This window comes from Gordonia amicalis NBRC 100051 = JCM 11271 (assembly GCF_000332995.1).
Classification (GTDB): domain Bacteria; phylum Actinomycetota; class Actinomycetes; order Mycobacteriales; family Mycobacteriaceae; genus Gordonia; species Gordonia amicalis.
Genome location: NZ_BANS01000007.1, coordinates 61,993 through 74,077 on the forward strand (window position 1 = coordinate 61,993; position 12,085 = coordinate 74,077).

11 protein-coding genes are annotated in these 12,085 nt (G+C 67.2%); 3 read left to right on the plus strand and 8 right to left on the minus strand.

Annotation, left to right across the window (positions count from 1 at the left end):
• Window positions 1-84: 84 nt before the first annotated feature.
• Window positions 85-1,371, minus strand: a complete 1,287-nt coding sequence (locus GOAMI_RS03805; protein WP_006435071.1) for a DNA polymerase III subunit delta' — start codon at window positions 1,369-1,371, stop codon at window positions 85-87.
• 115 nt (window positions 1,372-1,486) lie between these two features.
• Between GOAMI_RS03805 and GOAMI_RS03810 the strand changes: the two genes are divergently transcribed.
• Complete coding sequence (locus tag GOAMI_RS03810; protein ID WP_006435072.1) at window positions 1,487-3,004, plus strand: adenylate/guanylate cyclase domain-containing protein; 1,518 nt, start codon at window positions 1,487-1,489, stop codon at window positions 3,002-3,004.
• A 73-nt stretch (window positions 3,005-3,077) separates the two neighbouring features.
• Here GOAMI_RS03810 and topA read toward each other — a convergent pair whose 3' ends face one another.
• The 3 genes from topA to GOAMI_RS03825 all read right to left on the minus strand — a co-directional run bounded on the left by topA (window position 3,078) and on the right by GOAMI_RS03825 (window position 7,295).
• Window positions 3,078-6,164: a type I DNA topoisomerase gene (gene topA / locus GOAMI_RS03815; protein WP_006435073.1), complete on the minus strand. Its 3,087-nt coding sequence runs from the start codon at window positions 6,162-6,164 to the stop codon at window positions 3,078-3,080.
• 184 nt (window positions 6,165-6,348) lie between these two features.
• Window positions 6,349-6,933, minus strand: a complete 585-nt coding sequence (locus tag GOAMI_RS03820) for a hypothetical protein (protein ID WP_006435074.1) — start codon at window positions 6,931-6,933, stop codon at window positions 6,349-6,351.
• Window positions 6,934-7,091: 158 nt separating this feature from the next.
• Window positions 7,092-7,295, minus strand: coding sequence for a cold-shock protein (locus tag GOAMI_RS03825; protein WP_004022110.1), 204 nt, complete (start codon window positions 7,293-7,295; stop codon window positions 7,092-7,094).
• Between the two features lie 334 nt (window positions 7,296-7,629).
• Here GOAMI_RS03825 and GOAMI_RS03830 point away from each other — a divergent pair, with 334 nt between their 5' ends.
• Both GOAMI_RS03830 and GOAMI_RS03835 read left to right on the plus strand, forming a co-directional pair.
• Window positions 7,630-9,957 (plus strand): DEAD/DEAH box helicase, encoded by a 2,328-nt coding sequence (locus GOAMI_RS03830; protein ID WP_006435075.1) that lies wholly within the window; start codon window positions 7,630-7,632, stop codon window positions 9,955-9,957.
• Entirely contained in the window at window positions 9,950-10,501 is a 552-nt protein-coding gene (locus GOAMI_RS03835; RefSeq protein WP_006435076.1) for a hypothetical protein, read from the plus strand. The genes GOAMI_RS03830 and GOAMI_RS03835 overlap by 8 nt, the downstream gene beginning before the upstream one ends.
• Before the next feature lie 10 nt (window positions 10,502-10,511).
• On the opposite strand, the gene GOAMI_RS03840 is transcribed toward GOAMI_RS03835, so the two are convergent.
• The 4 genes from GOAMI_RS03840 to GOAMI_RS03855 all read right to left on the minus strand — a co-directional run bounded on the left by GOAMI_RS03840 (window position 10,512) and on the right by GOAMI_RS03855 (window position 12,068).
• Complete coding sequence (locus GOAMI_RS03840; RefSeq protein ID WP_006435077.1) at window positions 10,512-10,883, minus strand: Rv3654c family TadE-like protein; 372 nt, start codon at window positions 10,881-10,883, stop codon at window positions 10,512-10,514.
• Window positions 10,880-11,281, minus strand: coding sequence for a TadE family type IV pilus minor pilin (locus GOAMI_RS03845; RefSeq protein WP_006435078.1), 402 nt, complete (start codon window positions 11,279-11,281; stop codon window positions 10,880-10,882). Before GOAMI_RS03845 ends, GOAMI_RS03840 begins: the two co-directional genes overlap by 4 nt.
• Entirely contained in the window at window positions 11,281-11,496 is a 216-nt protein-coding gene (locus GOAMI_RS03850; RefSeq protein ID WP_006435079.1) for a DUF4244 domain-containing protein, read from the minus strand. The genes GOAMI_RS03845 and GOAMI_RS03850 overlap by 1 nt, the downstream gene beginning before the upstream one ends.
• Before the next feature lie 197 nt (window positions 11,497-11,693).
• Window positions 11,694-12,068 carry a VOC family protein gene (locus tag GOAMI_RS03855; RefSeq protein ID WP_006435080.1) on the minus strand — a complete coding sequence of 125 codons (375 nt, stop codon included), beginning with the start codon at window positions 12,066-12,068 and terminating at the stop codon, window positions 11,694-11,696.
• Between the last annotated feature and the right edge of the window lie 17 nt (window positions 12,069-12,085).

Here is a 12,085-nt window from a genome sequence, read left to right on the forward strand (position 1 = left end):
CGGAGACGTTAAATAGGCCGTGTTGCTGGCGGATTACCGTCTCGTAAGAGTCCGGGCGAGCACCGCGTCGACGATGCCGCCGGGCTAGGCGTCGGCCTTGCGCTTGAGAGCCAACCCGATCCGGGCGACCATGTCGTCGACCGCGAACTTGGGTTTGACGTTCATGTCCAGCGCCTCCCGGCAGTCGAGAACGGCCTCGACGCACGACAGCAACTGCTCTGGCCGGGCATAGCCGGCCAGGGGTATCGAGATGTCGTCGGACTTGTCGGGATGCATCGCGGTCACCTTTGCCCCGACCCCGACGACGAGCGCGTCCCGGAACAGCGCGGCGAGGTCGACGAGGGCACGGTCGAGGACATCGCGTCCGACGCGGGTGGCCCGCGACTTCTGACGCTTCTCCAGCTCCTTCAGCGCGCCGGCGCTGCCGCGGGGCATCCGGGCGGTTCCCTTGCCGGTTCCTCCGGCACCGAGCGCAGTCTTCATCTGCTCGGTCTCGGCCTCGTCGAGTTCGGCACTGATCGCCTTGGCAGCGGCCTCCGCCGACCGCACCAACTCCTCTGCCGCGGCGTAGGCGGTGGAATCCCGGGACGCCGCCCGTGCCAGCGCCAGCGCCTTCTCACGCTGGGAACGAGCGTCGGGATCGGTGGCGAGGCGGCGGGCGCGACCGATGTGACCGCCGCAGACCGACGCTGCCCAGTGGGCCTGCTCCGGGTCGAGTCCGTCGCGTTCGACGAGGACGCGTTCGATGTCGGCGGTCGTCGGCGTCACCAGGGCGACGTGCCGGCATCGCGACCGCAGGGTCACCGAGATGTCCTCTGGGTCCACCGACGGCGCACACAACAGGAACACCGTGCGCGGTGGCGGCTCCTCGACGACCTTCAGGAGCGCATTCGCTGCCTGCTCGGTGAGACGGTCGGCGTCCTCGACGATGACGATCTGCCAGCGACCCGTTCCGGGGCGTCGTGCGGCGGCCTGCACGATGTCGCGCATCGCGCCGACCGCCAGACTCAGACCTTCGGGTACGACGTGCCGGACGTCGGCGTGGGTCTTGGCCATGACCGTGACGCAGGCACGGCACTCGCCGCAGCCGACGTTCGCGGAGTCGGGTGACTGGCACTGCAGTGCGGCCGCGAAACAGGTGGCGGCCACCGAACGGCCGCTTCCGGGTGGTCCGGTGAAGAGCCAGGAGTGCGTCATCGACGCGCGTGACCACCCCGCGTCGACACCCGGGATCTCGTCGTCGGGCAGGAACAGACCCTCGGCGCTGCCCCCGTCGAGCCTCTGCGCGAGGACCCGCGCGGCACGCGCTGCGGCACGGAGATCGTCTGCGATCGCCTCTTGGCCGGTCAGCCGATCAAAGACATTGGTCACAACGACACCCTAAACCGCAGTTCGGACACGCCCGCGGGGCGGAACCGTGTTTAACGATTGCAAGCAGCCAGCTACCGTAGTCTCCGTGGTGGAACAGCGGTCGCGGTGGTCCAAGGTGCTGCACCTTGGCCGGTGGCTGATTCATACGCCCTGGCCGATCCTCGCGCTCGACATGCTCCGCGCGAACCTCGTCGGCGCACTGTTCACCTTCGCCTTCCTCCGCTTCGGGATGCCGCTGCAGGACTCGATCAGCCTCGACGAGATCACCGCCCTGAATCAGGCGATCTTCGCGGGCTATCTGTTGATCGCGATGGTCATCGGCGGCTACGCCAGCATCCAGCTGTCGCTGCCCGTCCTCATGTGGCACCGCAGACGCACCCGGCTCGACAACGAGGCGGCCCGCCGCCGCGCCCTCGCCCTGCCCACCCTGCTGACCATGGTCAACGCCGCGCTGTGGGTGGTGGGTGGCACGCTCTTCACTCTGGTCAACCTGACCGTTTCGTCGAAGAACGCCTTCATCGTCGCGATCGCGAGCGCCATCGGTGCGATGGTGACGTGCGCGCTCAGCTACATGCAGGCCGAGAAGGTCATGCGGCCGATCACCGTCGCCGCGATGGCCAACAACCCCGAGACCGCGATCGCCCCGAGCGTCACCACCCGCATCACCGCATTCTGGGTGATCAGCGTCGTCGCGCCGATGGTCGTGATCATCGGGCTGATCGTGCTGCACCGGCTGGGCATCTTCGAAGGCGACTCCACCGGGCTGGAACGTCCGATCCTGTGGATGGCGGTGTCGGCTCTCGCGTTCAGCGTGATCGCGATCGTGCGCGTGGTCGCCGCCATCAACGACCCGATCAAGCAGCTGCGTCGCGCCCAGTCGAAGGTCAGTGACGGCGACTTGGGCGTCGCGGTGAAGATCTACGACGGCAGCGACCTCGGCCTGCTGCAGGCCGGCTTCAACGACATGGTCGCCGACCTGCGCGAGCGGCAGGAACTACGCAACCTGTTCGGCCGCTACGTCGGCGAGGACGTCGCACGACGCGCGATCGAGACCGGCACCGAACTCGGTGGCGAGGAACGCTACGTCGGCGTGCTCTTCGTCGACATCGTGGGCTCGACGCGCCTGGCGGTGAACCGTCCGCCGCGCGAGATCGTCGAGCTGCTCAACGAGTTCTTCCGGGTGGTCGTGGCGGTTGTCGGACGCCACGGCGGCTTCGTCAACAAGTTCCAGGGTGATGCGGCCCTCGCGATCTTCGGCGCTCCCCTCGACCTCGACGACTTCGCCGGCCGCGCGCTGGCCTCCGCACGTGAGTTGCGCGCCGAGCTGTACGAGACCCTCGGCGACACCGACATCGGCATCGGCGTCTCCGCCGGCAAGGCGATCGCCGGTCACATCGGCGCCGAGCAGCGCCTCGAATACACCGTCATCGGCGACCCGGTGAACGAGGCCGCCCGCCTCACCGAACTCGCCAAGGACGAGCCCACCCGCGTCCTCGGGTCGGCCCGCGCGGTGTTCCTCGCCTCGCACGAGGAGGCCGAACACTGGGAGATCGGCGAGGGCGTCGAGCTCCGCGGACGCGGGATCGAGACCCTCCTCGCCCGCCCGCACATGGAGCCGTACCGCAGGGACTGACCCACCTGCTCCCTGAGGAGCCCCGGAGCTTGCGCAGGTGTGTCCCCACGCTCCCTGAGGACCGGCGCCGCCCTCAGTCCTCGGACGAGTCCGTCCTCTTCGCGGCCGTCTTCTTGGCCGCGGTCTTCTTGGCAGCGGCTTTCTTCGTGGTCTTCTTGGCGACCGTCTTCTTCGCAGCCTTCTTGGCCGGGGCCTTCTTGGCAGCCTTCTTCGCCGCCTTCTTGGCCGGACCGCGGGCACGACGATCGGCGAGGAGTTCCATCGCGCGCTCAGGCGTGATCGAGTCGACCTCGTCACCCTTGCGCAGGCTGGCGTTGGTCTCACCGTCGGTCACGTACGGACCGAAACGGCCGTCCTTGATGACCATCGGCTTACCGCTGACCTCATCGTCCTTGCCCAGCTCACGCAGCGGCGGCGCGGCGGCCTGCCGTCCGCGACGCTTGGGCTCGGAGTAGATCTTCAGCGCCTCGTCGAGGGTGATCTCGAAGAGTTGTTCCTCGCTGCCCAGGGACCGGGAATCGGATCCCTTCTTCAGGTACGGGCCGTAGCGGCCGTTCTGCGCGGTGATCTCGTCACCCGACTCCGGGTCGACGCCGACGACGCGCGGCAGCGAGAGCAGCTTCAGCGCCTCATCGAGGGTGACCGTCGAGATGTCCATCGATTTGAACAGCGAGCCGGTGCGCGGCTTGGGGCCGGCCTTCTTCGCCGCCTTCTTGGCGGCTTTCTTGGCCGCCGGCTTGGTCTTGGTGGTGGTGCCGCCACCCGGGGAGTCCAGCGGAACCACATCGGCGTCACCGGCTTCGCTGCCGCCGGCACCCGAGGAACCGCCGTCGCGCGGCGTCGGACCCGCGGGGATGGTGATCGGCGCATCACCGTCGTCGTCATCGTCGTCGGACGGCAGGATCTCGGTCACGTAGGGACCGAAGCGCCCTTCCTTGGCGACGATCTCATGGCCCGACACCGGGTCGACACCCAGCGAACGACCCTCCTGCGGCGTTGCGAACAGCTTCTCCGCGACAGCCAGCGTCAGCTCGTCCGGGGTGATGTCGGCGGGCAGGTTGGCGCGCTGCAGATCGGGTTCGGCGTCGGCGTCGGTCTTCTTGTTCGCGTTGACGTCGCGCTCGAGGTACGGACCGAAGCGGCCGACGCGCACATAGATCGGGCGACCCTCCTCGTCGTCGAAGAGCCGGATCGAGTTGACCTGCCGGGCGTCGATCTCCTCGAGATTCACGCCGACCAGCTTCTTGAGTCCGCCGTACTGCGCGATAGCCGAGTGTGCGGACTTGCCCTCGCCGTTCGTGCCGGGACGTTCCTCGCCGAAGTAGAACTCCGACAGCCAACGGGTCCGGTCCTCGTTGCCGGTGGCGATCTGGTCGAGGTCGTCCTCGAGGGTCGCGGTGAAGTCGTAGTCGACGAGGCTCTCGAAGTAGGCCTCGAGCAGCCCGACCACCGCGAAGGCGATCCACGACGGGACGAGGGCGTTACCCTTCTTCACGACGTAGCCGCGGTCCTGGATGGTGCCGATGATCGAGGCGTAGGTCGACGGACGGCCGATCCCGAGCTCTTCGAGCACCTTGACCAGCGACGCCTCGGTGAATCGGGCGGGTGGGTTGGTCGAGTGGCCGTCGGCGGTGAGGTCGGTCGCGGTGAGCGACTGCCCCTCGGTCAGCTGCGGCAGGCGGTTCTCGGCGTCGTCGGCCTGACCGCCGGTCTGCTCGTCGACGGTCTCGACGTAGGCCGACAGGAAGCCGGGGAACGTGATGGTGCGACCCGACGCGGCGAACGTGGCGCGCTCGCCGCCGGCTAGATTCGTCCCGCTCGCTTCGCTCCCGGCGACCGGGGAGGCGGTGCCCGCGATCCGCAGGCTCAGCGTGGTGCCCTTGGCGTCTGCCATCTGCGAGGCGACGGTGCGCTGCCAGATGAGCTCGTAGAGGCGGAACTCGTCGGCCTCGAGCTGCCCGGCGACCTGGCCGGGAGTGCGGAAGGTCTCCCCCGCGGGACGGATCGCCTCGTGGGCCTCCTGCGCGTTCTTGACCTTGCGGGTGTACTGACGCGGCGTCGGATGGACGAAATTGTCGCCGTACAGCTCACGGGCCTGGGCGCGCGCGGCGTTGATCGCCGACTCGCTCAGGCTCGTCGAGTCGGTACGCATGTAGGTGATGAAGCCGTTCTCGTACAGCCGCTGCGCGATGCGCATGGTGCGGTCGGAGGTGAACCGCAGCTTGCGGCCGGCCTCCTGCTGCAGCGTCGAGGTCATGAACGGCGCATACGGACGACGGGTGTAGGGCTTCTCCTCGACCGACGTCACGGTCATGGCGGCACCGCGCAGGCCCGCGGCCAGGCTCTCGGCGCGGTCGGCGTCGAGCACGACGACGCCGTCGGACTTCTTCAGTTCACCGGTCGACTCGAAGTCGCGTCCGGTGGCAACCCGTGCGTCGTCGACGTTGACCAGGCGGGCCTTGAACGTCGAGGGGCTGGCCTCGGCACCCGCGTCCATGGTCGCGGAGATGTCCCAGTACTCGGCGGACACGAACGCCATGCGCTCGCGTTCACGCTCGACGATGATGCGCGTCGCGACCGACTGCACGCGGCCCGCCGACAGCTTCGGCATGACCTTCTTCCACAGGACCGGCGACACCTCGTAGCCGTAGAGGCGGTCGAGGATGCGGCGGGTCTCCTGGGCGTCGACCAGGTCGATGTCGAGGTCACGGGGATTCTCGGCGGCCGCCCGGATGGCGGGCTCGGTGATCTCGTGGAACACCATCCGCTTGACCGGGATCTTCGGCTTGAGCGTCTCGAGGAGGTGCCAGGCAATGGCCTCCCCCTCACGGTCACCGTCCGTGGCGAGGTAGAGCTCGTCGACGTCCTTCATCAGCGACTTCAGCTCGCTGACGGTGGTCTTCTTGTCCGGCGAGACGACGTACAGCGGTTCGAAGTTGTCGTCGACGTTCACTCCGAGGCGCGCCCAGGGCTGTCCCTTGTACTTGGCGGGCACGTCGGCGGCGCCGCGCGGCAGGTCGCGGATGTGGCCGCGGGACGACTCCACGACGTAGTTGGAGCCGAGGTAACCGGCGATCTTGCGCGCCTTGGTAGGGGACTCGACGATCACGAGTCGTCGGATTCCCCCACTGGAGCGGGATGCAGTGCTGGTCTCGGCCACCGGGGCGTCCTTCGGTTGACTGGGTGGAGAACTTCCTGTGTGTCGATACAGGTGTGTTCGATGGGTTTGTACCTTATGTATAGCGCCGTTTGCACATCTGAATTCCGTGTCGCGTCGTCAGATGTGACCCATACCGCGTTTCCAGCCAGCGTTTTCCCAGTTCAGGGAATTGTCGACGAGATCGCTAATGTATGTCCGCAGGTGGCCAATCCGGCACGGCGGCGGCATTGGGCGGCGGACCCACGTACTCGTGCAGACGGACGAGACGACGGTGCCCGGCGATGCGAAGTGCAGGTGAATGGCCACGGGTACCGACCAGAGTGGGTGCGATTCCGACCCTCATCAGAGCCGTCGCGAGGGCCGCGTGGGTGTCAGGAGCATGCGGGTCCAGGCCGAGCTGGTAGCGACCGGCATCGGAGTGTCCGGAGGCGATCACCCACAATCGCAACGCCCGGTACGACGGGATCCAGCCGGCGGGCATCGCCTTGACCGCCCCGGCCGACCATGCCTCGTGGAGCGCGTCGAGCTCATGACACGACGCGGTACGGGCCAGCGGAGTGCCCTCGTCCGACGCGGTGACCTCGGCCTCGAGACCGGAGGCCCGCATCTCTTCGACGATCTGCTCCGCGCGCCAGCGATCGCGGACGACGATCGAGACCCGCGTACCGGAATCCGAACGGACGGCCTGACCGTGCGCCGCGAGCAGACCCGCGAGATCGGAGTACGCGGGCTCCTCGGTCTCCGCGGAGAAAAACGACAACTGGCCCACAGATCGAGATTAGGTGGTCGGGGTCTCGGAAACCGGCCTTTCCGGCGGCGGTTCGCGTCAGCGCCCTACCCGGCCCCAGACAACAAACCGCTCCCGCCTCGACTGATCGAGACGGGAGCGGTTGTCGGCAATCTGCGTGTGCAGTTGCGCAGGTGGTCTCAGACCGCGCGAACGCCGGTGGCCTGGGGGCCCTTGGTGCCCTGGCCGACCTCGAACTCCACCCGCTGGTTCTCCTCGAGGGTGCGGAAACCGGATCCCTGGATCTCGGAGTAGTGGACGAACACGTCGTCGGAGCCCTCGTCAGGCGCGATGAAGCCGAAGCCCTTTTCCGCGTTGAACCACTTCACAGTTCCCTGTGCCATGTCTTGCAATCCTTTACATATCAACTGTCGCGACGCGATGGGTCATCACGTCGTGGCCGGTTGACCGCCATACCTCAAAGAGCCCCGCGAAGATCTGCTTCGATCCGCCAAACTAACCTCAGTACCACGGCTGCAACACGCTTGTCGCCCGCCTCGACGGGTTGCGAAAGCTGCGGCCGCACCCAGTCAATCATGTCCGGCCCAGTTGCGATAGTCGCATCAACCAAGATGAGCAAAAACCTCGCCAAACTTCAGCAGCACGACATCCGTCGGTAACATCCCGACCTCCCAGACCTCCCGCGGCGACACCAATTCGAAGAGTTTCCTCCATAAAATGCAGTACTCCACATTCGGGACAGACCTCCTCGCGAGGTCCCTCGCGGGCGCCGACCCCGACCATTCCCCACTCACCCATCTGTCGGTAATCCCGTCGCGCCCTGCGGCTTTCGCCGACTGGCCGGAGTGGGTACCGAAAGCTCTGCTCGACGCCTACACGGAGAACGGCATCGAACGTGTCTGGACTCATCAGGCCCGAGCCGCCGACGAAGCATTTCGTGGAAATCACGTTGCCATTTGCACCGGCACCGCATCGGGTAAATCGCTGTCTTACCAAATGCCGATTCTTTCGACTCTGCTGAATGACAGGAATTCGACAGCGCTATATCTGGCTCCGACGAAAGCACTGGGCGCGGACCAGATCCGGGCGGTGTCGTCGGTCATCGCCGGACGGCCCGAGTTCGGGCACCTGCAGCCCTGCGCCTACGACGGGGACACCGACCCCGAGATCCGGCAGTGGGCGCGCGTGCACTCACGCTGGATCTTCACCAACCCCGACATGCTGCACATCGGCATCCTCTCCCATCACGCCCGGTGGCGTCAGTTCTTCCGGAATCTCCGTTTCATCGTCGTCGACGAATGCCATCACTACCGTGGCGTCTTCGGCTCGCACACCGCGCTCGTGATGCGACGGCTCCTCCGGATCGCCCGCGCGGCCGGCGCCGATCCGACGGTGATCGGCGCCAGCGCGACGGTCGCACAACCCGCGGAGGCGTTGGGCCGCTTGATCGGTGAGCCCGCTGTCGCCGTGACCGAGGACAGTTCGCCCCGCGGTGAGCGCACCGTCGCATTGTGGGAACCCGACTTCCTGCCGGTGGTCACCGGCGAGAACGGTGCACCGGTTCGACGCTCCGCGGGTGCCGAATCTGCCCGCCTGCTGGCCGATTTCGTCATCGAGGGAGCGCGGACACTGTGTTTCGCACGCAGCCGGCGCGGCGTCGAACTCACCGCGCTGTCGGCGCGGAACCTGTTGTCGCAGAGTGCACCCGAACTCGAATCGAGGGTCGGGGCCTACCGGGCAGGCTATCTCGCCGACGACCGGCGCAAGCTCGAGAAGGCGATCTCCGACGGTGACCTCCTCGGTGTCGCGACCACCAACGCACTCGAATTGGGTGTCGACATCAGCGGATTGGACGCGGTGATCGTCAGCGGCTACCCGGGCACGGTCGCGTCGTTCTGGCAACAGGCGGGTCGTGCCGGGCGGCAACGCGAGTCCGGGGATTCGCTGGTGGTGCTGGTCGCCCGCGACGATCCACTCGACACCTACCTCGTGCACCATCCCGACTCACTTCTCGGCAAGCCGGTCGAGGCCACCGTCACCGATCCGGCCAACCCGTACATCCTCGGGCCGCACCTGCTATGTGCCGCCGCGGAGAAGCCATTGTCGGAGACCGAGATCGACGCGTGGGACGCTCGGCCGGTGGCCGAGGAGCTGGCGGCCGAAGGACTGCTGCGCAAACGCAAGTCGGGCTGGTACGTCGCCGCCGGCGTCGAACCGCACGCCGAGATCGACATCCGGGGCGGCATCGGCGGGCAGGTCCTGATCGTCGACACCACGACCTCGCAGGTCCTGGGCACCGTCGACACCGGACGAGCGATGTCGACGGTGCATCCCGGGGCGGTGCACATCCATCAGGGCGAGACATACCTCGTCGACGAACTCGACCTCGACGACGGTCTGGCCCTGGCCCATCCGGAGGACCCCGACTGGACCACGTCGGCGCGCGAGACCACCGACATCTCGATCACCTCGACCCTGGAGAGCCGACGGTTCGGTCCGTTGACCGTTGCCTTCGTGGAGGTCGACGTCACGCATCAGGTGGTCGGGTACCTCCGTACGCTGCGGACCGGTGAGGTGCTCGACGCCGTCGAGCTCGACATGCCCGAGCAGACCCTGCACACCCGGGCGGTCATGTACACACTCACGCCGGAGGTGCTGGCCGAGGCCGGGATCGACGAGACACGACTCCCCGGCTCGCTGCATGCGGCCGAGCACGCCGCCATCGGCCTGCTCCCACTCGTGGCGACATGCGACCGCTGGGACATCGGCGGCGTGTCCACCGACCTCCATCCCGACACCGGATTGCCGACCGTCTTCGTCTACGACGGGTACATGGGTGGGGCGGGCTTTGCCGAGCGGGGACACTCCGCCTTCCTCACCTGGATCAACGCCACCCGGGACGCGGTCGCGAGCTGCGGATGCGAGAGCGGATGCCCGTCGTGTGTGCAGAGCCCCAAGTGTGGCAATGGTAATGATCCGCTGGACAAAGATGGCGCAGTAGCCGTCCTCGACCTGTTGTCTCGGCAATACTTGGCTCATGCATGACGAGGCATCCGACCGGGGGATCGGAATGAGGCGGCTGGTTACCCGGCCGTCGCGCGCCTTCTTCCTGCTGGCGCGTCCAATCCAGAACACCGACAACCTGCCGTCCTCGATCGGTGAAAGCGATGTGTTCTTCTCCGAGGAGGCGGCACTCGACGCCCTCGACCTTCACTACGGGTGGTGCGCGGCCCGCTCCGGTGGCTTCACCCCTGTGGTGACCACCGCCCAGTGGTATCTGCAGACCGCGATGATCGGCCCGCGGATCACGCCCTCACTCGGCGAGGTGTATCTCGCCTCCTCCGACGCCCAGTCAGGTGAAACCTGGGCGTCCGCAGGCGGGTTCCTGACCGAGGGTGAACTGATCCACTGGTCGTCATTCGTCCGGGCAGTGCGGCCGTGGATCCCCGTGAACACCGGGACCGATGCCTTCGAGCTCGCCTACCGCGGCGACACCGATGTGCACTTCCACCAATTATGGTTCGCCCCCATGCAATCGGTGCGGGTCTATCCGAAGCGGATTGTCGTAGACGAGGACAGTCGGAGCTAGCCCCAGGCTGCTAGCCGACCGGTCCGGCCCGCGCGGAAGCACCGGCCGATCGCATCCCGAACCTGCCCAGATCGACCGGGACACGGACCGACACCAGTACGTCCTCGCCGTCGATGCGGCACGAGACCACCTCGGCTGGCGGACGTTGCGTTGCAGCCAGTGTGCGGGCAGCGGCGCACGGGTCGGACTCCCCCGCGACGTGATCAGCAGCAGCCGCCAGAGCGGACAGGTCAGCGGCCGCCTGGGCGCGGTGACGGGCGAGCACGGCGGCACCGACGTAGATCACCATGATCAGAACCGCTGCTAGAGCGGCGATCGCGAACGCGCCCAGCACCGTCGCATTGCCCTGGTCGTCGGACGCCACCCCGCCGACGGCTCTCATGGTTCGACGCCCGGTGCGAAGACCACCTGATCCTCCCCCCGCGGTTCCTTCGCGGCGACGGCCTGCGCCGACACCACCAGCCCGGGCAGCAACGCCACGGAGGTGCGCACCCGAGCGACGACCCGCTCACCCTGGACCGAAACTGCCACCACCGCTCCCTCCCCCGCCATGCGCTTCGCGACCTGACCCGCCGAATCGTCGCCTGCCGCAGTCAACCGTGCTGCCTCGCGCGCGGCGTCGGTGCACCGGATCTGAGCCGTCACGCCACCGATCGCACCGACGGCCAGCAGCACCGCGACCACGAGCGCGGCGATCGCGTACGCCGCCTCGACGGTCGCCATCCCGGACTCGTCCCGACCGATTCGAACCAGACGAATCCTCGACTCACGCAGGCGCATCAGCCCACCGAGGTGTTGAGCGCCTTCCCGATGATGCCGGTCAACGCACTGACGATGTTGTCGCCGGTGATCACCGTGTAAAGGATCGCTCCGAACGCCGCTGCAGCGATCGTTCCGATGGCGTATTCCGCCGTGGACATGCCGTCCTCGTCGGTGATGAGGCGCGTGGCGTGCGCACCGGCACGGTCGAAGATCCGAGAAAGATTGTGGTTCATGAGTTCTCCTGTCGAGTCGGGCGGCCATCCGGCCCTGCACCTACTTGGACGCATCAGACGTCCAATCGGATCCACCGATTTCCGACTCCCGCAAACCCACCACGAATGGAGCGACTCACGACCCCTGGGGGGTGGTGGATCTGCCGAAGAATGGTGGGTTTGCTCGACGGCGGAACGCATCTCGCCCGAACGGACGATCAGGCCGACGACCAGACACCCAGCTCGTTGCCGCTCGGGTCGGTGAAGTGGAAACGGCGGCCGCCCGGAAAGTCGTACGGACCGTTGACGATTTCGCCACCCGCCGCACGCACCTTCTCCAACGTGGCGTCGAGGTCCTCGGAATACAGAAGAACCAGCGGGCCGCCTCGGGCGGGCGCCGAATCACCGAGCGCGAGACCACCTACCTCAGGCGAACCGGCCCCGCCCGGTCCGACGATTCCCGCGTAACCGGGGCCGTAATCGTTGAAGTCCCAGCCGAATGCATCGCCGTAGAACCTGCGCGCCGCCGTCATGTCGGTGACCGTCAGCTCGACGTAGTCGATCGCGTGATGTCGATGTCCGTTGTCCGCCATGACCCCAGTGTGCTCGC

Bases quoted from the DNA above. Each gene is read 5' to 3' on its own strand.
- GOAMI_RS03825 (WP_004022110.1), bottom strand. From the start codon at position 7,295: ATGGCACAGGGAACTGTGAAGTGGTTCAACGCGGAAAAGGGCTTCGGC.
- GOAMI_RS03830 (WP_006435075.1), top strand. From the start codon at position 7,630: ATGCAGTACTCCACATTCGGGACAGACCTCCTCGCGAGGTCCCTCGCG.
- GOAMI_RS03835 (WP_006435076.1), top strand. From the start codon at position 9,950: ATGCATGACGAGGCATCCGACCGGGGGATCGGAATGAGGCGGCTGGTT.
- GOAMI_RS03840 (WP_006435077.1), bottom strand. From the start codon at position 10,883: ATGAGAGCCGTCGGCGGGGTGGCGTCCGACGACCAGGGCAATGCGACG.
- GOAMI_RS03845 (WP_006435078.1), bottom strand. From the start codon at position 11,281: ATGCGCCTGCGTGAGTCGAGGATTCGTCTGGTTCGAATCGGTCGGGAC.
- GOAMI_RS03850 (WP_006435079.1), bottom strand. From the start codon at position 11,496: ATGAACCACAATCTTTCTCGGATCTTCGACCGTGCCGGTGCGCACGCC.
- GOAMI_RS03855 (WP_006435080.1), bottom strand. From the start codon at position 12,068: ATGGCGGACAACGGACATCGACATCACGCGATCGACTACGTCGAGCTG.